This window comes from Streptomyces sp. C36, assembly GCF_040932295.1.
Classification (GTDB): Bacteria; Actinomycetota; Actinomycetes; order Streptomycetales; family Streptomycetaceae; genus Streptomyces; species Streptomyces triculaminicus.
The window spans coordinates 424,888-449,223 of sequence record NZ_JBFQGI010000005.1 but is presented as its reverse complement, the minus strand read 5'-3'; the positions used below and the strand labels follow the sequence as shown (position 1 = coordinate 449,223).

The window sequence follows — 24,336 nt, the reverse complement described above, 5'->3', positions numbered from 1 at the left end:
CCGATGAGCCAGGCGGCGCAAAATCTGAACTGGTTGATCACCAACTTCGTGGACAACACCCCGGGGGTGTCGCACACGGTGGTGGTGTCCGCCGACGGACTCCTTCTGGCGATGTCCGAAGGTTTCCCGCGGGACCGTGCCGACCAGCTGGCGGCGGTGGCCTCCGGGCTGACGTCGCTGACGGCCGGCGCGTCCCGCATCTTCGAGGGCGGCACGGTCACCCAGACCGTGGTGGAGATGGAGCGGGGGTTCCTCTTCATCATGTCCGTCTCGGACGGCTCGTCCCTCGCCGTACTGGCGCACCCCGAGTGCGACATCGGCCTCGTGGGCTACGAGATGGCCCTTCTCGTGGACCGCGCCGGCAACGTCCTGACGCCCGACCTGCGCGCCGAGCTCCAGGGCAGCCTGCTGAACTGACCGACACACACCGCATATCCCGTCCGACCGTACGGCCGAAACCCCCCCACCGGCCCCCGCTCGACGGCATTATTGCCTTCCTGCTGTCCCGTCCGGAGGATTCATGACCCCGCCCGCCTCGCCCGGCCCGTACGGCGCTTCTCATCACGCGCCGTACGGGGATGAAGGCGACCAGCCGCTGGTCCGCCCCTATGCCATGACGGGGGGTCGCACCCGGCCGCGCTACCAGCTCGCCATCGAGGCGCTGGTCAGCTCAACGGCCGACCCGGCCCACCTCGGGGGGCTGCTTCCGGAGCACCAGCGGATCTGCCACCTGTGCACCGAGGTCAAGTCGGTCGCGGAGGTCTCCGCGCTGCTGAACATGCCGCTGGGTGTGGCACGGATCCTGGTGGCGGACCTGGCGGAGGCCGGCATGGTGGCGATCCACCAGCCGGGCGGCGGCACCGAGGCCGGTGGCACGCCGGATGTGACATTGCTCGAAAGGGTGCTCAGTGGACTTCGGAAGCTCTAGCGGGAGCGCGGCCGGTTCTGGCCGCTCGACCACTTCCGCGAAGATCGTGGTGGCCGGTGGCTTCGGCGTCGGCAAGACCACGTTCGTCGGTGCGGTCTCGGAGATCAGTCCGCTGCGCACCGAGGCCGTGATGACGTCCGCCTCGGCGGGCATCGACGACCTGAGCCATGTTCAGGGCAAGACCACGACGACCGTGGCGATGGATTTCGGCCGTATCACCCTTGATGACGACCTGATCCTCTACCTGTTCGGTACGCCGGGTCAGGACCGTTTCTGGTTCATGTGGGACGACCTGGTCCGCGGTGCCATCGGCGCCGTCGTCCTCGTCGACACCCGCCGTCTCGCCGACTGCTTCCCCGCGGTCGACTACTTCGAGAACAGCGGCCTGCCCTTCGTCATCGCCCTCAACGGCTTCGACGGACACCAGCCGTACACCCCCGAAGAGGTCCGCGAGGCCCTCCAGATCGGCCCCGACGCACCGATCATCACGACCGACGCGCGTCACCGCAACGAAACGAAGAGCGCCCTCATCACGCTCGTCGAACACGCGCTCATGGCGCGGCTGAAATAGTGTTGTTCGACCGAATGCCGTGACGGTGAGTAAGTTGTGGCATTGACCACGACGCCCTTCGGCGTTCATAACGTTTCGACAGAGAATTGGCCGGACGCGACCACTGGGCGCGTCCGGCCGACTTCGTTCTGCGATCAACCACCCGGTCATTTGGCGTGGCTCGGCCTTAATGCCCGTTTTATGTCAGGCAAATCGCGGCCTTCAGGGGCTCTGTCCGTTGTTTGGAATGCACCTGCCCGGCGTGCTGGAATTCCCGGACTGAGTCGTCATGGCTCATACGGATAAACGGCACAGCACAGGTGCAGACGCCGAGAGGTTGTTGGTCGAGTGAGGCGAAGAAAGACGGGCGCCGCGCAGCAGGCGCGAGACGCGCGGGGCAACTTCACCCCGCCGTCGCGCACAGCGGTGCCGCCTTCCGACATGCCCGAGCCCCCCGCGGCCCCCGAGACGGGCCGTGGCGGCAGATTCTCGCCCCGCAACTGGCGTGTGCGCCTGCGACTGAACGCGATCCTGATGATCCCGGTGATCATCGCCCTCGTGTTCGGCGGCCTGAACGTCAAGCAGTCCGTCGACACCTGGCTCGAGGCCCAGGACGCGGCCGACACCGCGCGTCTGGTGCAGGCCGCGACCGCTTACGCGCACGCCGTCATCGACGAGCGCGACCTGTCGGCCAAGCCGTTGCTCGAGGGCAACCGCGACGACGCGAACGTGAAGAAGGCCCGGGAGGCCACCGACACCGCCCGCGCCGCGTTCGACAAGCGCGTCAAGGAGATGCCCGACACCCCGGGCCTCAAGCGCCGTCTGAAGCTGGTGCGCGACGCCGAGCCCGCGCTGACCAAGCTGCGCCAGGTCGCGTACACGCCTGTCCTGGACGGGGCCAAGACGGAGGACGGCTACGGCGCCATCCAGCGTCCCCTCATGGCGTTCACCAACGAGCTGGGCCTGGGCACCGGCAACGTCACCGCCTACGGCCGCATGGTCTACGCCGCCTCCCTGGCGAAGGCCGCCGAGTCGCTGCAGCGTTCCATCGGTACCCACCTGCTCATCGACCCGGGCACGGCCAAGAACCGCGAGACGCTGCTGACGGCCTTCTCCTCGTACAACTTCCTCGAGTACGTCGCCCGCGGCGAGTACGAGGCCGGTGGTACCGAGGACGACATCAAGCGCCTCAACAACGCCTTCGCCGCCGACGCGCAGATCGAGGACACGGACAAGATGGCCCTCGTCATCATGTCCGGCGCCACCGCCCCCCAGCTCAAGGCCAAGGGCATCACCGCCGACTCCTGGCTGGCCGCCTCCACGGCGAAGTTCGGTGCCTACCGGACCATCGAGGAGCGCCTGGCCGACCAGGCGGTGGACGAGGCCGACTCCATCGCCTCGGACGCCCAGCGCGAGGCGATCGTCAACTCCTCGATCATGATCCTGGCGCTCCTGATCGCGTTCCTCGTGGCGGGCAAGATGGCCACCTCGATGAGCCGCAACATGAGCCGCCTGCGCACCGCCGCCTTCGACGTGGCCGAGCAGCGCCTGCCGACGCTGGTCGCCCAGCTGTCGCGGACCGACCCGGGCCGCGTGGACACCCGTGTCCAGCCCATCCCGATCGACACCAAGGACGAGATCGGCGAGGTCGCCCGCGCCTTCGACCAGGTGCACCGTGAGGCCGTGCGACTCGCCTCCGAGCAGGCACTGCTCCGGGGCAACGTCAACGCGATCTTCACCAACCTCTCCCGGCGCAACCAGGCGCTGATCGAGGGCCAGCTGAACCTGATCACGGACCTCGAGAACAACGAGGCCGACCCGGACCAGCTGGAGAACCTCTTCCGCCTGGACCACCTGGCCACCCGCATGCGCCGCAACGGCGAGAACCTCCTCATCCTCGCGGGCGAGGAGCCGGGCCGCCGCTGGGACCAGCCGATCCCGCTGGTGGACGTGCTCCGTGCCGCCACCTCCGAGGTGGAGGCGTACGAGCGCATCGAGCTGAGCGGTCTCCCGGAGGCCGAGATCCACGGCCTGGCCGTGACCGACCTCGTGCACCTGCTCGCCGAGCTGCTGGAGAACGCCACCTCGTTCTCCTCCCCGCACACCAAGGTGCGCGTCACCGCGACGCGACTGCCCGACGGCCGCGTCATGGTCGAGATCCACGACAAGGGCATCGGCCTGACCGCCGAGGACTTCGCGGACATCAACCACAAGCTGGCCAACCCGCCGACCGTGGACGCCGCGATCTCCCAGCGCATGGGTCTGTTCGTGGTCGGTCGGCTGGCGACCCGGCACGGCATCCGCGTCCAGCTGCGCCCCTCGGGCGAGCAGGCGGGCACCACCTCGCTGGTGATGCTCCCGGACGTGATCACGCACGGCGGTGGCGCCGAGGACCTCGCCCAGGACGACTTCACCGTCTCCCAGATGGTCCCCGACCAGCAGGGCCAGCAGCAGTTCCAGCAGCAGCCGGTGGCCCAGGCCCGTACCGCGGCCGAGCTCGGCTTCGACGACTCCCGCTACGACGCGCGCCCCGACGCCCCCGGCTCCGGCGCGACGATGGACCCGGTCGGCCGGTCGCTGATGCGCGAGGAGCGCCGGGCGTCGTTGTCCTCCGACAACCGCCCGCTGTTCCGCGACGAGGTGGCCCCGCAGCAGTTCGAGCAGCCGCACGCACAGCCGCAGGAGCACATACCCCCGCAGGCGCAGACCGGCGCGGCTCCGGCCGACGGCGGCTACGCGTACGGTGAGGGACAGTACGCGGAGAACGGCTACGCGGAAGCGGAGAACGGCTACGCGGAATCCGCCTACGCGGACCCGGCCGTTGACGACTCGCAGACCTACGGCGACTACAACGCGCCCGCCCACCAAGGTGAGTGGCCCGAGCCAGGTCCGTACCAGCAAGCGTACGGACAGGGTTACGGAGCGGAATCGGAATCCCAGCCGTCCGCTGACACAGCCCAGCCCGAGCGCGTAGAGTTCGACCGTCCGGGCCCCGCCTCGAGCGGATCCCCCTCGCTGACCGGGTCCGGTCTGCCGCGCCGCGACAACACGCGGTGGCAGCAACCCGAGACGGGCGAGGAGGCCACGAGGGACGGCGGAGAACGGGAGCAGTCCCAGCAGGAGGTCCCACAGCAGCCTCAGGAGGGTGACGACTCCGGATGGCGGTCGGCGAACGACGAGCGCTGGCAGCGTGCCGGACAGCTCCGGGAGCCGAAGGCCGGCGGCGTGACCTCCTCCGGTCTCCCCCGCCGGGTTCCCAAGGCCAATCTGGTCGAGGGCAAGGCGGAGCAGACCCCCCAGGGGGGCCCACAGATCTCCCGCGCACCGGAGGACGTCCGTGGCAGGCTCGCCAACCTGCGCCGCGGCATCCAGCAGGGGCGCAACGCGGGGGGCGACTTCCCGGAGTCTTCCGCGCACGACCAGCATGAGCAAAACGACCAGGGCTTCGGCCCCGGCGGCACCTACGATCAGGAGCGTTAGTTGAGCCCGATGAGCCAGGCGGCGCAAAACCTGAACTGGTTGATCACCAGTTTCGTGGACAACACCTCAGGGGTGTCCCACACCGTCGTGGTCTCCGCCGACGGACTCCTTCTGGCGATGTCCGAAGGCTTTCCGCGGGACCGCGCCGACCAGCTGGCGGCGGTCGCCTCCGGCCTGACCTCACTGACCGCCGGTGCCTCCCGCATCTTCGAGGGCGGCACGGTCACCCAGACCGTGGTGGAGATGGAGCGCGGCTTCCTCTTCATCATGTCCGTCTCGGACGGTTCTTCGCTGGCCGTGCTGGCGCACCCCGAGTGCGACATCGGCCTCGTGGGCTACGAGATGGCCCTTCTCGTGGACCGCGCCGGCAATGTCCTGACGCCCGACCTGCGGGCGGAACTGCAGGGGAGCCTTCTCAACTAGCAAAGAGACAGTGCGTTTCGCGCCACCGCGCCATAGGGTGCGGTGGCGCGACCGGCAGTAGACAGGCAAGTTGGAGGAGGAGACGTGGCAACGCCCCCAGGCGGTTACCCGTATGGCAATGATCAGCAGGCTCAACAGCCGTTGAACCGCTACAACTTCCCCTCCTCACCATCCTCACAGGGCTACGGGTCCATGCCGGAGCAGCGACCTCCGCATGTGCCTGCCCAGCCTCAGCAACACCGGCGCGCGGCCGCCCCTTCCGGCGGCGGTGCCAGGAACAACCCGCTGGTCCGCCCCTATGCGATGACCGGCGGCCGGACCAGGCCGCGGTACCAGCTCGCCATCGAGGCACTGGTGCACACCACGGCCCAGCCGTCCCAGCTTCAAGGGCAGTTGCCGGAACACCAGCGCATCTGCCACCTGTGCACCGAGATCAAATCGGTCGCCGAGATCTCGGCGCTTCTTTCCATTCCGCTCGGCGTCGCCCGGATCCTCGTAGCCGACCTGGCGGAGGCCGGACTCGTCGCCATTCATCAGCCCGGCGGCGATGCGTCCGCCGGCGGTCAGCCTGACGTGACACTGCTCGAAAGGGTGCTCAGTGGACTTCGGAACCTCTAGCGGCGAGGCAGCCCGCTCCACCACCTCCGCGAAGATCGTCGTCGCGGGTGGCTTCGGCGTGGGCAAGACCACGTTCGTCGGCGCGGTCTCGGAGATCAACCCGCTGCGCACCGAAGCCGTCATGACCTCCGCCTCGGCGGGCATCGACGACCTCACCCACGCGCCGGACAAGACCACGACGACCGTGGCCATGGACTTCGGCCGTATCACCCTGGACCAGGACCTGATCCTGTACCTCTTCGGTACGCCGGGTCAGGACCGTTTCTGGTTCATGTGGGACGACCTGGTCCGCGGTGCCATCGGCGCCGTCGTCCTCGTCGACACCCGCCGTCTCGCCGACTGCTTCCCGGCCGTCGACTACTTCGAGAACAGCGGCCTGCCCTTCGTCATCGCCCTCAACGGCTTCGACGGGCACCAGCCCTACAACCCGGAGGAGGTCCGCGAGGCCCTCCAGATCGGCCCCGACGCGCCGATCATCACCACGGACGCCCGCCACCGCAACGAGGCGAAGAGCGCCCTCATCACGCTCGTCGAGCACGCCCTCATGGCGCGCCTGCGCTAGCACGGATGCGAAGAGGTCCCCGCACTCCTCGGGAGTGCGGGGACCTCTTCGCGTTCCCGCGCGGTGACGCGCATGAGGAAGGGCCCCGAGCGAAACGCTCGGGGCCCTTCCTCATGTACGGGAGGTGCTCAGCCCTGCCAGCTGTGCGGTGCGCGGAAGCCGGAGCTGCGCTCCAGTCGGCGCCAGCCGGCCGTGGTGCGGCGCGGGCGGGGGGCCTCGGCGGCGTTCTCGCGGCCGGCGGCACGGGCGAGGAGTACGGCGGTCACGGCTGCCAGTTCCTCGGCGTCCGCGAGGCCCTTCTCGACGCGTACGAGCGTGTCGTTCATGCGTATCTCCGATGGGTGAAGTACTGGGCGTGCGTTACTGAGGCGGGTTGCCGTGCTTGCGCGACGGCAGGTCGGCGTGCTTGGTGGCGAGCATCGCCAGCGACCGGATCAGCACCGACCGGGTCTCGACGGGGTCGATCACGTCGTCGACCAGACCGCGCTCGGCCGCGTAGTACGGGTGCATGAGCTCGGACTTGTACTCCTTGACCATGCGGGCGCGCATGGCCTCGGGGTCGTCCGCCTCGGCGATCTGCTTGCGGAAGATCACGTTGGCGGCGCCCTCGGCGCCCATGACCGCGATCTCGTTGGTGGGCCAGGCGTAGGTCAGGTCGGCGCCGATGGACTGGGAGTCCATGACGATGTAGGCGCCGCCGTAGGCCTTGCGCAGGATCACCGAGATCCGCGGCACGGTCGCGTTGCAGTAGGCGTAGAGCAGTTTCGCGCCGTGGCGGATGATTCCGCCGTGCTCCTGGTCGACGCCCGGCAGGAAGCCGGGCACGTCCAGAAGAGTGATGATCGGAATATTGAAGGCGTCGCACATCTGGATGAAGCGCGCGGCCTTCTCCGAGGCCTCGATGTCCAGGACGCCGGCGAGGGACTGCGGCTGGTTCGCCACGATGCCGACGACCTGCCCGTCGAGACGGGACAGGGCACAGATGATGTTGGTGGCCCAGCGCTCGTGGATCTCGAGGTGGTCGCCGTCGTCGACGAGCTCCTCGATGACCTTGCGCATGTCGTACGGGCGGTTGCCGTCGGCCGGGACCAGGTCGAGCAGGGCCTCGCCGACGCGGTCGGCCGGGTCCTCCGACGCCACGCGCGGAGGGTTCTCCCGGTTGTTCTGCGGCAGCAGCGACAGGAGGTAACGGACCTCCTCCAGGCACGTCTCCTCGTCGTCGTAGGCGAAGTGGGCCACACCGGAGGTCTCGGCGTGCACATCCGCGCCGCCGAGGCCGTTCTGGGTGATCTCCTCGCCGGTGACGGCGCGCACCACGTCCGGGCCGGTGATGAACATCTGCGACGTCTCACGGACCATGAACACGAAGTCCGTCAGGGCCGGGCTGTACGCGGCACCGCCGGCGCAGGGGCCGAGCATCACGCTGATCTGCGGGATGACGCCCGAGGCCTTGGTGTTGCGCTGGAAGATCCCGCCGTACCCGGCGAGCGCCGAGACGCCTTCCTGGATACGGGCGCCGGCGCCGTCGTTCAGCGACACCAGGGGCGCGCCGGCCGCGATGGCCATGTCCATGATCTTGTGGATCTTCGTGGCGTGGGCCTCGCCCAGCGCGCCGCCGAAGATACGGAAGTCATGGGCGTAGACGAACACCGTCCGTCCGTGCACCGTGCCCCAACCGGTGATCACACCATCGGTGTAGGGGCGCTTGGCCTCCAGGCCGAACCCGGTCGCCCGGTGCCGGCGCAGGGGCTCCACCTCGTTGAAGGAGCCCTCGTCCAGCAGCAGATCTATGCGCTCGCGGGCGGTCAGCTTCCCCTTGGCCTTCTGGGCCTCGGTAGCCCGCTCACTCGGACCACGCCGAACCTGCTCGCGAATGGCATGCAGCTCGGCGACGCGCCCACGGACGTCACTCGCCTCTACGGGCGCACCTTCGAGATTGCTCATGGAATGACGGTACGCGGCGGGAGTCCCGGAACATCATGTCGGTTCCACACAACGTACTGCGCGATTTCGTGGGCAGGCGAGACAGAAGCGCACTGCACCCTTATCAGTTCCCCGCGTTCGACCGGCCGTCCCACGCTGTGGGCACTCCACAAATCCGGACCGTCCAAGGCGGCGTATATATGGCTTGACCAGGTACCGCCGTCCGGGTGACCGGGCGGCCCTCGCGACCTACTCCCCCAGCTCCACGGCGCAGGCGTGTGTGGCGCAGGCGGTGCCCGGTGCGATGCCCAGCCGCAGCCGGGAGCCGGTGGCGAGCACCCGCACCGAGGCGTCGTGGGCGGTGACGCGCCGCACGGGGTGGTGCCAGGTGAGCTCGAGGGGGGCGCCGGTGCGCGGGGGTTCGGCGAGGTGGAGGGTGGCCGTACGGCCGTGGCGGCGTACGAGCACGGAGGCGGGCGCGGTGACGGTGAGGGGGCCGGCGGTGCCGGGCTGCCAGAGGTTGGCGGCGGTCAGGCCGAGCGAGGGGATGTGGACGGCCTGGCGGTCGCGGGTGTTGGCCAGGACGGCGAGCCAATCCGTCTCGGCGGCCCGGGCCGCGACGGCCCGCCGGGTGGCGCCGGGCATCAGGACGTAGGCGTAGGAGGCGTCGTCGGGATCGGTGCCGTGCGGGTGCCAGAGGGTGAGGTAGTGCCGGGTGAGGGGGGTGGGCGAGCCGCCGGCGTTGATGTCCCGCCAGGATCCGGTGCGCGCCTCGCGCAGGGCTTCCAGTGCGGCGCCGCCGGGGAAGACATAGCCGCCGTGCCCGGCCAGGTGCGCCCAGCCGGCGCTCTCCCAGGACCGCTGCCAGCCGTCGCCGGCCGGCTGCGGCTCTCCGTCGACCGTGAGCGGGGCCGTGGCCTCGGCGCCGAGCGCGCGGTTGTCGACGATCGTCTCCACCTCCTGCCCGTCCCGCGCCGTGATGCCCGCGCCGAGGCAGACGATCGCGTCGGCCGCGCAGAACCATGACTTGCGCGCCTCGAGCGTGGAGCCGAGCCCCTTGAGGTGCTGCCCGACGGCCGCGTACGTGCCGTCCGTCGCTCCGCCCACCCAGCGCACCTCAGGCCGGGGGGCGCCCCAGCCGCCGCCCTCGTTGTCGGCGAGCGGGAGCGCCGAGACGGTGGTGCCGGGCAGGCGGTGGGGGTCGACGGTGGGCCAGAAGGCGTCGCTGTACTGGCCGTCGCCGTGGGCGGGCCACCAGTAGAGCATTCCGGCGCCGGTGTGCCAGCCGCGCGGGTTCTCGCCGTTGCCGTTCTCGTAGTACGTGATGCGGTCGGAGGCCATGGCGATGTTCGCGGCCCACCCGGGGCGCCGGTGGACGGCCCGGTCCATGGCCGGGAACAGGCGGTGGCCCACGGGCTCGGGCGCCGGGGGGACGGGGGCGGCCTGGACCGCGGCGAGGCGGGCCAGGTCGGCGACCGGGAACCGGGGATCGGTGTGTGCCGGGCCGCCGGCGTCCCGGGCGGCCCATCCTTTGATCATCGCGTGCCAGCGGTCCCGCTCGGCCGCGGTCGCGCCGGCCGCGAGCAGGGCGATGGCGGCGATCAGGGCGTGGCCGCGCTGGTGGTCGCTCTGCGGCAGCGGCCGCGGGTCGTCGCCCTGCACGCCCCGGCTGACGGCACGGCCGGAGACGCTGTCCATGACCAGGCCGTTGTGGATCAGTGGTGCGTAGGCCCGCTCGACGCTGTCGTGGACGATCCGCCGGAGCGGGTCGGTGACCTCCCAGCCCGACCCCCGCAGCAGCGCGAAGAGCCGGCCGAGGCCGTCGAGCAGCACACAGCCGTACGTACCGGTGTAGGCGACCGTCGTGTGCTGGACGAAGGAGCCGTCGGCGTAGAGGCCGTCGCCCCGGGTGACGTGGGGGAAGACGGGCGAGAGGGCGTCCCGGGCGAGGGCGATCTTGGCGGGGGCCGCGCCGAGCACGCCGCGCAGGGCGACGACCCGGCACAGGTCGACGCGGTTGGCGCCGGTGCTCGTGCCCGTGTAGGCGCCGAGCAGGGAGTCGGGGACGAAGTGGTCGACGGCGGCGAGGCCGCGGGCGCGCCGCTCCGGGCCGGCGGCGTCGTGGAGGAGGGCGAGGGTGTCCAGGAGCAGGCGGGGGCTGCCGATCTGCCACTCCCACCAGTTGCCGTAGCGGGTGGTGCCGGGGTGGTAGACGCGCTCGTGGAGGTGGTCGAGCCCGGCGAGGACGTCGGCGGCGATGCCCGGGTCGCCGGTCAGGCCGGTGCCGGGCTGGGCGTGGGCCTGGGCCATGGTGAACAGGCGGGCGTAGCTCTGGGTGATGCCGGCCGGCGGGTCGAAGGGGGCGTCGGGCCAGAGCGAAGCGGGGGCGGGGCGCATGCCCGCGCGGTGGGCGCGGGCGAGCTCGCCGGTGCGGCGCAGGGCGGTGGCGTAGGGCTCGGCGGCCGGGTCGAAGGCACTGCCGAGCACGAGGTCACGCCAGCGGCGGCGGAGCACCGCGAACTCGTCGTCCCCGTCGTCCGCCCGGGCGGGCGAGAGGGTGGGGGTGAGGCCGAGCGCGCTCACGACGGAGGCGGCGAGGAAGCCGCGGCGGGTGGTACCGGAGGGGAAGGGCGACGGCACGGCGCACACGCTGGCACGCGGCCCCGGGGGTGGCAATGACCTCCGACGGGGAGATCCGGCCGAATATCCCGGCGCCGGGAAGCCCCGCCACCGAACATGTTGAAAGTTGAACGAGATAGCCCTATGCTCAATCTCGTTGAAAGTTGAACTACAACCCGACCTGGAGCATGTCATGGGCTTCTTCTCCCGCAAGCAGAACACCGTCGAGACCGTCGAGACCGCGGCCCCCGCCGCCGTCCTCGACGTGGACCCCGCACTGGCCGCCCTGACCGGCGACTACGCCATCGACCCGGCCCACAGCAGCATCGGCTTCACCGTGCGTCACGCGATGGTCACCAACGTCAAGGGCTCCTTCACCGACTACAAGGGCGCGCTCCGCCTCGACGGCTCCGCCCCCCACCGCTCCACCGCCACCATCGACGTCACGATCGACAGCGTCGACACCGGCATCAAGGACCGCGACGCCCACCTGCGCGGCGACGACTTCTTCGACGCCGCGGCCTTCCCCCTGATGTCGTTCCGCTCCACCTCCGCCGAGCAGCTGGGCGGCGACCGCTACCGCCTGAGGGGCGACCTCACCATCAAGGACGTCACCCGGCCGCTGAGCATCGACCTCGAGTTCAACGGCTCGGCCACCGACGTCTACGGCAACGAGCGCGTCGGCTTCGAGGGCGGCACGGAGATCCTGCGCTCCGACTGGGGACTCACCTGGAACGCGGCCCTGGAGGCCGGTGGCGTGATGGTCAGCGACAAGGTGAAGCTCACCTTCGACATCTCCGCCGTCAAGACCGCCCCCCAGGCCTGATCCATGCGGTGTCAGCGGCCGAGGCGCAGCAGACGGTCGACGACCTCAGCGCCTCGGTCCACACCCGCGCTCAGCGCGACATGGTTGTCGGGCCGTACGAGCACGAGCCCGTCACCGTCCATGCCGTACCCGCGTCGCACATGGCCCTCATGGTCGTCGACGAGGCGCGTGGCCAGCAGGCCCGCGCACTTCTCCTCCGCCTCCGCCAGGGCCTTGGCGCTGTCCGGGCCGACGCCGAGCAGAGTGAACTCCGGGCCGGCGAAGACGTCGAAGAGCCGTATGTCCTCGCCGGTCGCGGCGTCCCGGCAGGGCGCGTCGGGCGCACGCTCCCCCGCCTTCGGACCGCCCCACGCCAGGTCGCCCCAGCCGTAGCCGACCCCCAGCGTGGTGACGTCGTCCGTGAGCCCGACCTCCGTTCCCACGCCGGCCTCCCGCACCCCCTCGAGCACCGCGCGCAGCCGCTCGTTCGTGACGTCGAGCGTCCACGCGGCGACCGGCAGCCGCTCCTCCTCGTAGGTGTCCAGCAGCCCGGCCCCGGCCAGACCGCGCACCACGAGCGCCAGCTTCCAGCCCAGGTTGAAGGCGTCCTGGATGCCGGTGTTCATGCCCAGGCCGCCGGCTATCGAGTGGACGTGCGCGGCGTCGCCGGCGAGGAAGACCCGCCCGACGCGAAAGCGGTCGGCCATGCGGACGTTGATGCGGTAGGTGGAGAACCACGTGGGGTCGGACAGCCGCACTCCGGGCATCCGCGCGCACTGGTCGAAGAGCCGCTGGAAGCTCTCCAGCGACGGCGGCAGGGGCCGCCCCTCGGCGTCGCGCTCGGGCGCGCCCTGCAACTGCCAGTGCGAGGTGCCCTTGAACGGGCAGAGCATGATCGCCGCGTCCTCGTCGAACCACTGGTGCCAGTAGGCGGGGTCGAGCCCGTCGGCCCGGACGTCTCCGATCACCATGCACTCCTCGGCGTCGGTCTCCCCCTCGAACCCCACGCCCAGCGCCTTGCGCACCGGGCTGCGGCCGCCGTCGCAGCCCGCCAGATACGCGGCCGTGACGCGCCGCCCGTCGGCGAGCGTCGCGACGACCCCGTCCCCGTCCTGGGTAAATCCCGTGAGCTCACAGCCCAGTTCGACCTCGACGCCGAATTCGGCGAGCCGGTCGCGCAGGACCTGCTCGGTGCGCCACTGGGGAATGAGCAGCCCGCCGGCGTAGGGGGCGTCGGGCGTGGCCACCCGGTCCGCGAACGGGACGGAGTCGGCGACCGCGACGCCGCCGCGGTACTTGCGCAGGGCGATGCGCTCGACGCCGAAGGCCGCCGCCCGCTCCTCCACCCCGAGGTCGTGGAAGAGCTCGCGGCTGCGCTGGTTGAGTCCCTTGCCCCGCGAAGTGCGGTGGAACGCGGTGGACTTGTCGATGATCCGAACAGCCGCTCCGGCCCGGGCGAGCGTGCAGGCGAGGGTGAGCCCGGTGGGCCCCGCGCCCACGATCAGCACGTCGGTCCGCGCGTCGGCGGATGCGTTGGCGGATGCGTCGGCGGATCCGTCGGCGCGTACGCCGGTCAGTTCGTCGATCGGCTCATGGGTCGACATGTCGGTCATCGCGTCGGTGGAAGTCATGCACCCATGAAAGACCCGCCCCGCCGAAAACGCAACCGAGTAACAAAAGATTCTGGGTAACGTCACCTGCTAGAGTGAAGGTGTGAGTGACGAGCCAGGGCTACGGGAACGCAAGAAGCAGCGCACGCGCCAGGCGCTGTCGGACACCGCCGTCGAGCTGTTCCTCAAGCGCGGCTTCGACCAGGTCTCCGTCGCGGACGTCGCGGCGGCCGTCGAGGTGTCCAAGCCGACGCTGTTCCGCTACTTCCCGGCCAAGGAGGACCTGGTCCTGCACCGCATCGCGGACCACCAGGGCGAGGCCGCGCGCGTCGTGAGCGGCAGGACGGCCGGCCAGTCCCCGCTGGGCGCGCTCCGCGCGCACTTCCACGAGCGCCTCGAGGCCCACGACCCGATCACGGGCCTCAACGACAACGCCACGGTGCGCGCCTTCAACGACATGGTCTACACAACCCCCAGCCTCCTCGCGCGCCTGGTCCGCTACTCCGGCCGCGACGAGGAGCTGCTGGCCGGGGCGCTGGTCGAGGCGAGCGGAAGCGACGCGCTGACGGCCGGGCTGGCGGCGGCGCAGATCATCACCGTGCATCAGCGGCTGGCGCGGGAGAACTGGCGGAAGCTGGCGGACGGGCGGGGGGCCGGCGAGGCGTTGCTCGAGGCGCATGCGGATGCGGACCGGGCGTATGACCTGTTGGGGGCCGGGTTCGGGGCGGAGTTCGACCGGTAGGTGAGCCGGGGTTCGTCTCCCCCCACCCCGCCCCTTCCCGTAACCGGGGCTTCGCCCCGGACCCCGCCAAGACCTACTCCTGCGGTTCCACTCCCGCGCGCCTCAGTCCGTACGCGTACGCGTCGTCCAGCGCTTGCCACGATGCCGCGATGACGTTCTCGGCTACGCCCACCGTCGACCATTCGCCGTTTTCGTCGCTGGTGGAGACCAGGACCCGGGTGGTGGAGCCGGTGCCCAGGCTGCCCTCGAGGATGCGGACCTTGTAGTCCGTCAGCTTCAGGGGGGCGAGCTGGGGGTAGATGCGCTCCAGGGCGACGCGCAGTGCGCGGTCGAGTGCGTTGACGGGTCCGTTGCCCTCCGCGGTGGCGACGATGCGCTCGCCCTTGGCCCACAGTTTTACCGTCGCCTCGTTGGCGTGGGTGCCGTCGGGGCGGTCCTCGACGATGGCGCGCCAGGACTCCACGCGGTAGTAGCGGCGCGCCCTGCCCTCGACCTCGGCGCGGAGCAGCAGCTCGAAGGAGGCGTCGGCGGCCTCGTAGGTGTAGCCGGCCAGCTCGCGTTCCTTGACCCGCTCGACGACGCGGCCGATCAGCTCGCGGTCGCCGCCCAGGTCGATGCCGAGTTCCTTGCCCTTGAGCTCGACGGAGGCCCGGCCGGCCATGTCGGAGACGAGCATCCGCATGGTGTTGCCGACCCGCTCCGGGTCGATGTGCTGGTAGAGGTCCGGGTCCACCTTGATGGCGGAGGCGTGCAGCCCCGCCTTGTGGGCGAAGGCGGAGACTCCCACGTACGGCTGATGGGTGGCGGGCGTGAGGTTGACGACCTCGGCGATGGCGTGCGAGATCCGGGTCATCTCGGCGAGCTTGCCCGCGGGCAGCACCCGGCGTCCGTACTTGATCTCCAGTGCGGCCACGACCGGGAAGAGGTTGGAGTTGCCGACGCGCTCGCCGTAGCCGTTAGCGGTGCACTGCACGTGCGTGGCGCCCGCGTCCACGGCGGCGAGGGTGTTGGCCACGGCGCAGCCGGTGTCGTCCTGGGCGTGGATGCCGAGGCGGGCGCCGGTGTTGTCGAGCACCGTGCGGACGACCGCCTCGACCTGGGCGGGCAGCATGCCGCCGTTGGTGTCGCACAGCACGACGACGTCGGCTCCGGCCTCGTGGGCGGCGCGGACGACCTCGGTGGCGTAGCCGGGGTTGGCGCGGTAGCCGTCGAAGAAGTGCTCGCAGTCGACGAAGACGCGGCGGCCCTTCCCACGCAGGTAGGCGACCGTGTCGCGCACCATCGCGAGGTTCTCCTCGAGCGTGGTGCGCAGGGCGAGTTCGACGTGCCGGTCGTGGGACTTGGCCACCAGGGTGACGACGGGGGCCTGCGAGTCGAGCAGCCCGGCCACCTGCGCGTCGTCCTCGACGCGCACACCCGCCTTGCGGGTGGCGCCGAACGCCACGAGCCGCGCGTGCCGGAAGTCGATCTCTTCGCGGGCGCGCCGGAAGAACTCGGTGTCCCGGGGGTTGGCGCCGGGCCAGCCGCCCTCGATGAAGCCGACGCCGAAGTCGTCCAGGTGGCGGGCGATGGTCAGCTTGTCCGCGACGGTGAGGTTGATGCCCTCGCGCTGGGCGCCGTCGCGCAGCGTGGTGTCGAAGACATGGAAAGCGTCGTCGAGGCCGGCATCGAGACCGGCGCCGAGACCGCTGTCGCGGCCGTTGTCGCGGCCGTGATCGAGGCGCTCGTCGCGTTCGTCGGTTGCGTCCATCATGCTGCTCTGACTCCTGTGAGGATGTCGGTCTACCGGAATGACCGGTTCCACCGTCCCCCTATGATCCCTCGCCCTGCGCCTCCGGTGCGGGTGGTCCGGAAACGCAAAAACCTCTCGCGGGTGCGAGAGGTCTGCGCGCGGGTCTGGGACGACGGTGTCCGCTTCGTACGGGGTGGTGCGAAGCGGTCACTGCGGACCGGCGCGCCTGCTGCCAATAATCGTGGCGAACGGGAGCATGAGGGCATGCTGGCACAGGTCCGGCCCCCGATGAGGGCGAGTCTCAGGATGCGGGCACTTTGTCCGCGTCCGGGCGCCCGTCGGGCATGCCTCCCACCCGCTTCAGGTCGATGTCACGCGTCTCGCGCATGGTGAGGTAGACGACCAGCGACACCGCCGCGCAGCCGGCCACGTACCAGTAGAAGCCCGACTCGAGACCGGACTTCTTGAACCACAGGGCCACGTACTCCGCCGTCCCGCCGAACAGCGCGTTGGCGATCGCGTACGGCAGGGCCACGCCGAGGGACCGTACGCCCGTCGGGAACAGCTCCGCCTTCACACAGGCGTTGATCGACGTGTAACCGGTGACCACCACCAGCGCCAGCAGCGACAGCCCCAGGGCGGGCCAGAACGACCCCGCCTGCCGGAGCATCGTCATGATCGGCACGGTGAGGAAGGTCGAGCCGACGGCGAAGGTGATCAGCAGCGGGCGGCGTCCGATCCGGTCCGACAGCGCGCCGGCCAGCGGCTGCAGGCAGGCGAAGACGATCAGCGCGCAGAAGCTGACGAGCGTCGCCGTCTGCTTGGGCAGGCCCGCGGAGTTCGAGAGGTACTTCGTCAGGTAGGTGGTGTACGTGTAGTACGCCACCGTGCCGCCCATGGTCAGCGCGATCACCAGGAACGCCTCGCGCTTGTGCCGCAGCAGCGCCCGGATCGTCCCGCGCTCCGAGGCCTGGGCGTCGCTCTCCTCGTCCGTCTCCTCCTCGAAGGCCTCGGTCTCGAGCATGTTGCGCCGCAGGTAGAAGATGACGGCCGCGCCCAGGGCGCCCACGACGAACGGGATGCGCCAGCCCCAGCTGTGCAGCTCGCCGCTGGTGAGGGTGCGCTGCAGGATGATCTGGATGCCCAGGCCCAGGATCTGGCCCGCGGTCATCGACACGTACTGGAAGCTGGAGGCGAAGCCGCGGCGGCCCGGTGCGGAGGCCTCGGTGAGGTACGTGGCGCTGGCCGCGTACTCGCCGCCCACCGACAGCCCCTGCAGCAGCCGGGCGACGAGCAGGACGGCGACGCCGCCGTAGCCCGCGACCGCGTAGGTGGGGGCGACGGCGATCAGCACCGCGGAGGCGGACATCAGGCTGACGGTCAGCGTCAGCGCCGCCTTGCGGCCGCGCCGGTCGCCGACGCGGCCCAGCAGCCAGCCGCCGACGGGCCGCATGAAGAAGCCGACGGCGAAGATGCCGGCGGTGTTCATGAGCTTGGCGGTGTCATTGCCCTCGGGGAAGAAGGATCCCGCGAAGTACGTGGCGAAGCTGGCGTAGACGAACCAGTCGAACCACTCGACCATGTTGCCGGCCGAGCCGACCCAGATCTTCTTCCAATGCTGCGACTGCGCCTGTGGCTGTCCCTGTCCCATGGTCGATCACGGTGGCGGAACGGCCGGGTTTCGGACAAGGGTGTGGACGGCAACGATCACGCGTACTTGCGTGCGTTGTGTTCACGACAAGCTCAAGACAAGCTCACGGCAGCACACAGCGATCACGCGGCAGGCGCACGGCCGGCGCACGGCCGACACGCCGCCCGCCGTGGTCCACCCCACATGAGAGCCGCTCATGACGGCCGCTCACCGCGGCCGTTCATGAACGGCTGTCATGGCGTCCGTCCGCTAGCCCAGCGGGTGCATCCAGCCGTGGGCGTCCTCGGCCGCACCGGTCTGGACGTCCAGCAGCGCCTTGCGGAGCTTCAGGGTCACCTCGCCGGGCTGCCCGTCGGCCTGGGTCCACTCGGCGCCCGCGGACTTCACCGAGCCGACCGGGGTGATCACCGCGGCCGTGCCGCAGGCGAAGACCTCGGTGAGGGCGCCGTTCTCGGTGTCGCGCTTCCACTGCTCGGTGGAGATCCGGCCCTCCTCGGAGGTGTAGCCGAGGTCCCTGGCGATCGTGAGCAGCGAGTCACGGGTGACGCCGGCCAGCAGCGAGCCGGTCAGCTCGGGCGTGACAATCTTGTCCCCGTACACGAAGTACAGGTTCATGCCGCCCATCTCCTCGACCCACTTGTGCTCGAGCGCGTCGAGCCAGACCACCTGGTCGCAGCCCTTCTCGGCCGCCTCGGCCTGGGCGAGCAGCGAGGCCGCGTAGTTGCCGCCGGTCTTGGCGAAGCCCATGCCGCCGGGGACGGCGCGGACGTAGTTCTCGGAGAGCCAGACGGAGACGGGCTTGACGCCACCGGGGAAGTAGGCGCCCGCCGGGGAGGCGATCACGATGAAGAGGTACTCGTTGGCGGGCTTCACGCCCAGGCCCACCTCGGTCGCGATCATGAACGGGCGCAGGTAGAGGGACTCCTCGCCGCCGTGCGCGGGCACCCAGGCCTCGTCCTGGCGGACGAGGACGTCACAGGCCTCGATGAACAGCTCCTCCGGCAGCTCCGGCATGGCCAGCCGGCGTGCGGACGACTGGAAGCGCCGGGCGTTGGCCTCGGGCCGGAAGGTGGCGACGGAGCCGTCGGGGCGGCGGTAGGCCTTGAGCCCCTCGAAGATCTCCTGGGCGTAGTGGAGCGTCATGTTCGCCGGGTCGATCGACAGCGGCGCGTACGGAACGAGCTGGGCGTCGTGCCAGCCGCGGCCCTCGGTCCACTTGATGGTCACCATGTGATCGGTGAAGTGGCGGCCGAAGCCGGGGCTGGCCAGGATCTTCTCCCGCTCCGCGGCGGACAGCGGGTGCGAGGAGGGCTTGAGCTCGATCGTGGGCGTCGTCATGAATGCGTGTCCTTCACCTTGGTGTGTGGCGGACCGCGCTCACTCCGTCCCGTATGTACGAGGACGTCCGAGCTTCGCCTCATATCGCGGCCCCACGTTCGATTATCGCTCGTGAGGGGCCCGACGGAAAATGTGTATGCGCGGCCGGGAATCGATGGTGGCATCCGGTCCGCGCGACGGCACGCCCGTGGAAGGCGGCGGGTGCCGCTCTTCCACGGGTGGCGACGGGAGACGTGCGGGCGGACGGATCAGCCGGTTACGGAGGCGGCGAGTACGCGCGATACGAGCGCGTCGCCGATCTGGTCCGTCGTGCGGAACGAGCCGTCCCGCGCGGTGACGTCCTCGGCCACGGCCGTCTCGACACGGGCCGCCTCGGCCTCGAAGCCGAGGTGGCGCAGCAGCAGCGCCACGGACAGCACGGTGGCCGTCGGGTCGGCCTTCCCGGTGCCGGCGATGTCGGGCGCGGAGCCGTGGACCGGCTCGAACATCGAGGGGAAGGTGCCGTCGGGGTTGATGTTGCCCGAGGCGGCGAGGCCGATGCCGCCGGTGACGGCCGCGGCGAGGTCGGTGAGGATGTCGCCGAAGAGGTTGTCGGTGACGATCACGTCGAAGCGGCCGGGGTCGGTGACGAAGAAGATCGTCGCGGCGTCGACGTGCAGGTAGTCGGTGGTGACCTCGGGGTACTCCTGGCCCACCCGGTCGAAGATGTTCTTCCACAGGTGGCCGGCGTGGACGAGGACGTTGTTCTTGTGAACGAGCGTCAGCTTGCGGCGGGGGCGGGACCGGGCGCGCTCGTAGGCGTCGCGGACCACGCGCTCCACGCCGAGGGCGGTGTTGACGCTGACCTCGGTGGCGACCTCGTGGGGGGTGCCGGTGCGCATCGTGCCGCCGTTGCCGACGTAGGGGCCCTCGGTGCCCTCGCGGATGACGACGAAGTCGATGTCGGGCCGGCCGGCGAGCGGGGTAGCCGTATTGGGGAACAGCTTCGCGGGGCGCAGGTTGACGTAGTGGTCGAAGGCGAACCGCAGCTTGAGCAGCAGCCCGCGCTCGAGCACGCCGGACGGCACGGAGGGGTCGCCGACCGCGCCGAGGAGGATCGCGTCGTGCTGCTTGAGGGAGTCGAGCTCGACGCCCGTGAGGGTCTCGCCGGTGGCGTGCCAGCGGCGGGCTCCGAGGTCGTACTCCCTGGTCTCGAGCTTGACGTCCGAAGGGAGCACGGAGCCGAGGACCTTGAGGCCCTGGGCCACGACTTCGGGGCCGATGCCGTCACCGGGGATCACTGCGAGACGAATGCTGCGAGACATACCGGGACCGTACTCCCTCGTCCCGATGGATGACACGTACCGTCCATATCGCGGACACGATGCCATCCGGACAGGCCACGTTCGGCCGAAGCGGGTGTCCCCGGCGGGGTTTCCTGGGACCTTCCCGGCATGGACACACCACGGGTAGGAATCCCCGACCGGCTGGCGAGCCGGATGACGATGGCGGAACAGCACGAGTATCTGCGCACCAGGCTCACCCGGCGCGGAATGCTGCGCGCCGGCGCGGCCACGGCGGGCGCCGTCACGGGCACCGGCCTGCTGGGCGCCGGTACGGCCGCGTACGCCCGGACGCCGTCCCCCACCCTGGTCACCGCCCCCGCCACGGCGAGGGTCGACGGCTCGCTCGTCGCGCCCTTCGGCCGCCATCTGGCCTTCGGCGCCGACCCGCGCACCCAGATGAGGATCTCCTGGCAGGTGCCGTTCGCGGTCCGGCACCCGCACGTGCGCGTGGGGGTGCGGCCCTGGGAGCTCGGCGAACGGATCCCCGCCGAGGTGCGCGACCTGCACACCCCGGCCCTGACGAAGAAGCTGCCGGCCGTCGACCAGGTCTATCTGCACGTGGCCCTGGACGACCTCCGGCCCGGCCAGACCTACTACTACGGCGTCGGCCACGAAGGCCACGACCCCGCCGACCCCCGGCGCTTCGCCGCCCTCGGCACCTTCACCACGGCCCCCTCACGCCCCGAGCCGTTCGTGTTCACCGCCTTCGGCGACCAGGGCGTGAGCTACCACGCCCTCGCCAACGACCAGCTGATCCTGGGCCAGAACCCGGCCTTCCACCTCCACGCCGGCGACATCTGCTACGCCGACGACAGCGGCGCGGGCAAGCCCACGGACGTCTACGACGCGCGGGTGTGGGACCAGTTCCTGGCCCAGACCGAATCGGTGGCGGCCCGGGTGCCCTGGATGGTGACCACCGGCAACCACGACATGGAGGCGTGGTACTCCCCCAACGGCTACGGGGGGCAGAGCGCCCGCTGGGCGCTGCCGGACAACGGCTTCGACCCGCGGCACGCGCCGGGCGTCTACTCCTTCGCCTACGGCAACGTCGGCGTCGTCGCGCTGGACGCCAACGACGTCTCGTACGAGATCGCCGCCAACGCCGGCTACAGCCGCGGCCGGCAGACCGCCTGGCTCGACCGCCGGCTGCGGGAGCTGCGCGAGCTGCCGGACATCGACTTCCTGGTGGTCTTCTTCCACCACTGCGCCTTCTCCACCACGCGCGGCCACGCCTCGGACGGCGGGGTGCGCGCCGCGTGGCTGCCGCTGTTCGAGAAGCATCAGGTGGACCTCGTCATCAACGGCCACAACCACGTCTACGAGCGCACCGACGCGATAAAGGGAACGCGCGTGGGCAAGGAGGTGCCCATCGGCGAGAGCGTGGACCCCGCCCACGACGGCATCGTGTACGTCACCGCGGGCGGCGCGGGGAAGACGCTGTACGACTTCCCCGCCGCCGACAGCTACGAGGGGCACGTCAGGAGCGTCGAGAGCGTGCCCAGCTATTTCTGGGCCAAGGGGCGCGTCAAGAGCCCGGAGCGGGTGGAGTGGTCGCGGGTGCGCTACACCGGCTACTCGTTCCTGGCCGTCGAGTCCGAGCCGGGGCGCCGTCCCCGGCTGCGGGTGACGGCGCTGGCGGAGAGCGGGGCGCGCATCGACCACTTCACGGTCGTCCGCTCCGGGCGGCGTGCGGGTCCCGGGCCGGAGCCCGGAACGCCCACCGGCGGGGAGGCCGGGCCGGAGCCCGGTGCCGCCGGGCCGCGGACCGGTGGGGCCGCGGGTCAGTGACCAGTCACGCCGCCGTTGTCGCGACGGTCGAGGGCGCGCTGGAGCGCGGCGGCGGCGTTCGCCCGGTCGGCCTTGCGCTCGGCGCCGGCGGACGTACGGGCGGCGCGGCGGATCCTGCGGACGGCGGTGTCGGCCATGGCGGTCACGTCTCCTCGTGGTGAAGCGCGCGCGGGCGCGCGGGTGCGATGGAGGTCCTGTGGTGTCCCGGGAGGGTCGGTCGAACAGCCGGAGGAAAGAGGCGGGGGCCGGTGCCGCAGGGGTCACCTGCGCTCGTCGCACGGGCCGCGACCGCGTCGCTCGATGGAGCGGAGGGTTCGGCTGATGTCCACGCTAGGACAGGGGCGCCGTGAATGTCTGCAGGATTACTCGGACTTCCTACTATCTGAGACGACCGGGTGAATCCGCTCGTGGCAGGAACGCGATAAACCCGCCATGAGGCCGTCTCCGGGGCCACGCCGGCGTCATCCCGCCGCACTGCCTGAGCGGCGGGCCGAGGCGGCCGACGCGGCCCGCGGGAACGACGCCGCCCCCGGCCGGCTGAGGGGCCGGTCGGGGGCGGGGTTCACCTGAGGGCTGATCAGCCCATGTGGGGGTAGGTGTAGTCGGTCGGCGGGACCAGGGTCTCCTTGATCGACCGGGTCGACACCCAGCGCTGCAGGTTGCTCGCGGCACCCGCCTTGTCGTTGGTGCCCGAGGCGCGGCCGCCACCGAAGGGCTGCTGGCCGACGACGGCGCCGGTCGACTTGTCGTTGATGTAGAAGTTGCCCGCGGCGAAGCGGAGCTTCTCCATCGCGTCGGCCGCCGCGTAGCGGTCCTGGGCGATGATCGAGCCGGTCAGGGCGTACGCCGAGACGGACTCCATCTGGGCCAGCATCGCGTCGAAGTCGGCGTCCTCGTAGACGTGGACGGCCAGGATCGGGCCGAAGTACTCGGTCGTGAAGACCTCGTTCTCCGGGTCGGTGCACTCGATGACGGTCGGGCGCACGAAGTAGCCGACCGAGTCGTCGTAGCTGCCGCCCGCGACGATGGTGCAGGTCGGGTCGGCCTTGGCGCGGTCGATGGCCGCCTTGTTCTTGGCGAACGAGCGGTCGTCGATGACGGCGCCGATGAAGTGCGACAGGTCGGTGACGTCACCCATGGTGATGCCGTCGACCTCGGCCGCGAACTCCTCCTTGAAGCCGTTCTCCCAGATGGAGCGGGGGACGTAGGCGCGGGAGGAGGCCGAGCACTTCTGGCCCTGGAACTCGAAGGAACCGCGGGTCAGAGCGGTCTTCAGGATCGCCGGGTCGGCGCTCGGGTGGGCCACCACGAAGTCCTTGCCGCCGGTCTCGCCGACCAGGCGCGGGTAGGACCTGTACTTCTCGATGTTGTTGCCGACCGTCTTCCACAGGTACTGGAAGGTCTTGGTCGAGCCGGTGAAGTGGATGCCGGCCAGCTCGGGGTGGTTCAGGGCCACGTCCGAGACGGCGATGCCGTCGCCGGTCACCAGGTTGATGACGCCCTTGGGCAGGCCCGCCTCCTCCAGCAGCTGCATGAGCAGCACGGCGGAGTGGGTCTGGGTGGGAGACGGCTTCCAGACGACCACGTTGCCCATGAGGGCGGGGGCGGTCGGCAGGTTGCCGGCGATGGCGGTGAAATTGAAGGGCGTGATCGCGTAGACGAAGCCCTCGAGCGGGCGGTGGTCGCTGCGGTTCCACACGCCGGCGGAGTTGGCGACCGGCTGCTCGGCCAGGATCTGGCGCGCGAAGTGCACGTTGAAGCGCCAGAAGTCGACGAGCTCGCAGGGCGTGTCGATCTCGGCCTGCTGGGCGGTCTTGGACTGACCCAGCATGGTGGAGGCGGCCAGCGTCTCGCGCCAGGGGCCGGACAGCAGCTCGGCGGCGCGCAGGATGATCGCGGCGCGGTCGTCGAAGGACATCGCGCGCCACGCCGGGGCGGCGGCGAGGGCCGCGTCGATCGCGTCCTGGGCGTCCTTCTGCGTGGCGTTGTTGAACGTGCCGAGGACGGCGGCGTGGTTGTGCGGCTGGACGACCTTGAACGGCTCGCCACCGCCCATCCGCTTCTCGCCGTTGATCGTCATCGGCAGGTCGATCGGGTTCGCCGCCAGCTCCTTGAGCTTGGCCTCGAGACGGGCGCGCTCGGGGGAGCCGGGGGCGTAGCTGTGCACCGGCTCGTTGACCGGCGCGGGGACCTGGGTCACGGCGTCCATGGGTTCCGTGTCTCCTTCGGGGCTTTTCGAGGG

General features: G+C 70.6%; 20 protein-coding genes. 10 read left to right on the top strand and 10 right to left on the bottom strand.

Going from position 1 to position 24,336, the window contains the following annotated elements:
• The first annotated feature begins 3 nt into the window (after positions 1–3).
• The 7 genes from AB4K12_RS18365 (at position 4) to AB4K12_RS18335 (ending at position 6,561) form a co-directional block, all read left to right on the top strand.
• The gene (locus AB4K12_RS18365) at positions 4–417 is read left to right on the top strand and encodes a roadblock/LC7 domain-containing protein (RefSeq protein ID WP_207248166.1); all 414 of its coding nucleotides are present in this window, start codon (positions 4–6) and stop codon (positions 415–417) included.
• 103 nt (positions 418–520) lie between these two features.
• Positions 521–928 (top strand): DUF742 domain-containing protein, encoded by a 408-nt coding sequence (locus AB4K12_RS18360; protein ID WP_207247999.1) that lies wholly within the window; start codon positions 521–523, stop codon positions 926–928.
• Positions 909–1,499, top strand: coding sequence for an ATP/GTP-binding protein (locus AB4K12_RS18355; protein ID WP_207247998.1), 591 nt, complete (start codon positions 909–911; stop codon positions 1,497–1,499). Before AB4K12_RS18360 ends, AB4K12_RS18355 begins: the two co-directional genes overlap by 20 nt.
• Before the next feature lie 420 nt (positions 1,500–1,919).
• Positions 1,920–4,958 (top strand): nitrate- and nitrite sensing domain-containing protein, encoded by a 3,039-nt coding sequence (locus tag AB4K12_RS18350; RefSeq protein ID WP_368435172.1) that lies wholly within the window; start codon positions 1,920–1,922, stop codon positions 4,956–4,958.
• 9 nt (positions 4,959–4,967) lie between these two features.
• Entirely contained in the window at positions 4,968–5,381 is a 414-nt protein-coding gene (locus AB4K12_RS18345) for a roadblock/LC7 domain-containing protein (RefSeq protein WP_368435291.1), read from the top strand.
• Between the two features lie 84 nt (positions 5,382–5,465).
• Positions 5,466–5,999 (top strand): DUF742 domain-containing protein, encoded by a 534-nt coding sequence (locus tag AB4K12_RS18340; RefSeq protein WP_368435171.1) that lies wholly within the window; start codon positions 5,466–5,468, stop codon positions 5,997–5,999.
• Positions 5,980–6,561, top strand: a complete 582-nt coding sequence (locus tag AB4K12_RS18335) for an ATP/GTP-binding protein (RefSeq protein ID WP_130880090.1) — start codon at positions 5,980–5,982, stop codon at positions 6,559–6,561. Before AB4K12_RS18340 ends, AB4K12_RS18335 begins: the two co-directional genes overlap by 20 nt.
• A gap of 128 nt (positions 6,562–6,689) precedes the next feature.
• On the opposite strand, the gene AB4K12_RS18330 is transcribed toward AB4K12_RS18335, so the two are convergent.
• The 3 genes from AB4K12_RS18330 to AB4K12_RS18320 all read right to left on the bottom strand — a co-directional run bounded on the left by AB4K12_RS18330 (position 6,690) and on the right by AB4K12_RS18320 (position 11,124).
• A complete protein-coding gene (locus AB4K12_RS18330; protein WP_207247995.1) occupies positions 6,690–6,887 on the bottom strand; it encodes an acyl-CoA carboxylase subunit epsilon in 198 nt (65 codons plus the stop codon).
• 34 nt (positions 6,888–6,921) lie between these two features.
• Positions 6,922–8,505, bottom strand: coding sequence for an acyl-CoA carboxylase subunit beta (locus tag AB4K12_RS18325; protein ID WP_368435170.1), 1,584 nt, complete (start codon positions 8,503–8,505; stop codon positions 6,922–6,924).
• A gap of 228 nt (positions 8,506–8,733) precedes the next feature.
• On the bottom strand, positions 8,734–11,124 hold the full coding sequence (locus AB4K12_RS18320; protein WP_368435169.1) for a polysaccharide lyase family 8 super-sandwich domain-containing protein: 2,391 nt from the start codon (positions 11,122–11,124) through the stop codon (positions 8,734–8,736).
• A 172-nt stretch (positions 11,125–11,296) separates the two neighbouring features.
• Here AB4K12_RS18320 and AB4K12_RS18315 point away from each other — a divergent pair, with 172 nt between their 5' ends.
• Positions 11,297–11,929, top strand: a complete 633-nt coding sequence (locus tag AB4K12_RS18315; protein ID WP_368435168.1) for a YceI family protein — start codon at positions 11,297–11,299, stop codon at positions 11,927–11,929.
• An 11-nt stretch (positions 11,930–11,940) separates the two neighbouring features.
• Here AB4K12_RS18315 and AB4K12_RS18310 read toward each other — a convergent pair whose 3' ends face one another.
• Positions 11,941–13,539, bottom strand: coding sequence for an FAD-dependent monooxygenase (locus tag AB4K12_RS18310; protein ID WP_368435167.1), 1,599 nt, complete (start codon positions 13,537–13,539; stop codon positions 11,941–11,943).
• A gap of 82 nt (positions 13,540–13,621) precedes the next feature.
• Between AB4K12_RS18310 and AB4K12_RS18305 the strand changes: the two genes are divergently transcribed.
• Positions 13,622–14,260, top strand: a complete 639-nt coding sequence (locus AB4K12_RS18305) for a TetR/AcrR family transcriptional regulator (RefSeq protein ID WP_368435166.1) — start codon at positions 13,622–13,624, stop codon at positions 14,258–14,260.
• A 73-nt stretch (positions 14,261–14,333) separates the two neighbouring features.
• On the opposite strand, the gene cimA is transcribed toward AB4K12_RS18305, so the two are convergent.
• From cimA to AB4K12_RS18285, 4 genes are all read right to left on the bottom strand, one after another.
• The gene (cimA, locus tag AB4K12_RS18300; protein ID WP_368435165.1) at positions 14,334–16,013 is read right to left on the bottom strand and encodes a citramalate synthase; all 1,680 of its coding nucleotides are present in this window, start codon (positions 16,011–16,013) and stop codon (positions 14,334–14,336) included.
• A gap of 280 nt (positions 16,014–16,293) precedes the next feature.
• On the bottom strand, positions 16,294–17,643 hold the full coding sequence (locus tag AB4K12_RS18295) for an MFS transporter (RefSeq protein ID WP_368435164.1): 1,350 nt from the start codon (positions 17,641–17,643) through the stop codon (positions 16,294–16,296).
• Between the two features lie 249 nt (positions 17,644–17,892).
• On the bottom strand, positions 17,893–18,981 hold the full coding sequence (locus AB4K12_RS18290; RefSeq protein WP_368435163.1) for a branched-chain amino acid aminotransferase: 1,089 nt from the start codon (positions 18,979–18,981) through the stop codon (positions 17,893–17,895).
• Positions 18,982–19,229: 248 nt separating this feature from the next.
• Positions 19,230–20,285, bottom strand: coding sequence for a 3-isopropylmalate dehydrogenase (locus AB4K12_RS18285; RefSeq protein WP_368435162.1), 1,056 nt, complete (start codon positions 20,283–20,285; stop codon positions 19,230–19,232).
• A gap of 129 nt (positions 20,286–20,414) precedes the next feature.
• On the opposite strand from AB4K12_RS18285, the gene AB4K12_RS18280 reads away from it, so the two are divergent.
• Positions 20,415–22,094 carry a purple acid phosphatase family protein gene (locus tag AB4K12_RS18280; RefSeq protein ID WP_368435161.1) on the top strand — a complete coding sequence of 560 codons (1,680 nt, stop codon included), beginning with the start codon at positions 20,415–20,417 and terminating at the stop codon, positions 22,092–22,094.
• Here AB4K12_RS18280 and AB4K12_RS18275 read toward each other — a convergent pair.
• Together AB4K12_RS18275 and pruA are read right to left on the bottom strand one after the other, a co-directional pair.
• Positions 22,088–22,231 carry a hypothetical protein gene (locus AB4K12_RS18275; protein ID WP_362250407.1) on the bottom strand — a complete coding sequence of 48 codons (144 nt, stop codon included), beginning with the start codon at positions 22,229–22,231 and terminating at the stop codon, positions 22,088–22,090. The two genes, AB4K12_RS18280 and AB4K12_RS18275, sit on opposite strands and share 7 nt — an antisense overlap.
• 440 nt (positions 22,232–22,671) lie before the next feature.
• The gene (gene pruA / locus AB4K12_RS18270; RefSeq protein WP_368435160.1) at positions 22,672–24,303 is read right to left on the bottom strand and encodes an L-glutamate gamma-semialdehyde dehydrogenase; all 1,632 of its coding nucleotides are present in this window, start codon (positions 24,301–24,303) and stop codon (positions 22,672–22,674) included.
• Between the last annotated feature and the right edge of the window lie 33 nt (positions 24,304–24,336).

What these genes read in the sequence shown, in the direction of transcription:
- AB4K12_RS18295 (WP_368435164.1), bottom strand. Translation starts at nt 17,643, where the DNA reads ATGGGACAGGGACAGCCACAGGCGCAGTCGCAGCATTGGAAGAAGATC.
- pruA (WP_368435160.1), bottom strand. Translation starts at nt 24,303, where the DNA reads ATGGACGCCGTGACCCAGGTCCCCGCGCCGGTCAACGAGCCGGTGCAC.
- AB4K12_RS18275 (WP_362250407.1), bottom strand. Translation starts at nt 22,231, where the DNA reads ATGGCCGACACCGCCGTCCGCAGGATCCGCCGCGCCGCCCGTACGTCC.
- AB4K12_RS18330 (WP_207247995.1), bottom strand. Translation starts at nt 6,887, where the DNA reads ATGAACGACACGCTCGTACGCGTCGAGAAGGGCCTCGCGGACGCCGAG.
- AB4K12_RS18280 (WP_368435161.1), top strand. Translation starts at nt 20,415, where the DNA reads ATGGACACACCACGGGTAGGAATCCCCGACCGGCTGGCGAGCCGGATG.
- AB4K12_RS18360 (WP_207247999.1), top strand. Translation starts at nt 521, where the DNA reads ATGACCCCGCCCGCCTCGCCCGGCCCGTACGGCGCTTCTCATCACGCG.
- AB4K12_RS18290 (WP_368435163.1), bottom strand. Translation starts at nt 18,981, where the DNA reads ATGACGACGCCCACGATCGAGCTCAAGCCCTCCTCGCACCCGCTGTCC.
- AB4K12_RS18310 (WP_368435167.1), bottom strand. Translation starts at nt 13,539, where the DNA reads ATGACTTCCACCGACGCGATGACCGACATGTCGACCCATGAGCCGATC.
- AB4K12_RS18315 (WP_368435168.1), top strand. Translation starts at nt 11,297, where the DNA reads ATGGGCTTCTTCTCCCGCAAGCAGAACACCGTCGAGACCGTCGAGACC.
- AB4K12_RS18365 (WP_207248166.1), top strand. Translation starts at nt 4, where the DNA reads ATGAGCCAGGCGGCGCAAAATCTGAACTGGTTGATCACCAACTTCGTG.
- AB4K12_RS18345 (WP_368435291.1), top strand. Translation starts at nt 4,968, where the DNA reads ATGAGCCAGGCGGCGCAAAACCTGAACTGGTTGATCACCAGTTTCGTG.
- AB4K12_RS18285 (WP_368435162.1), bottom strand. Translation starts at nt 20,285, where the DNA reads ATGTCTCGCAGCATTCGTCTCGCAGTGATCCCCGGTGACGGCATCGGC.
- AB4K12_RS18325 (WP_368435170.1), bottom strand. Translation starts at nt 8,505, where the DNA reads ATGAGCAATCTCGAAGGTGCGCCCGTAGAGGCGAGTGACGTCCGTGGG.
- AB4K12_RS18350 (WP_368435172.1), top strand. Translation starts at nt 1,920, where the DNA reads ATGCCCGAGCCCCCCGCGGCCCCCGAGACGGGCCGTGGCGGCAGATTC.
- cimA (WP_368435165.1), bottom strand. Translation starts at nt 16,013, where the DNA reads ATGATGGACGCAACCGACGAACGCGACGAGCGCCTCGATCACGGCCGC.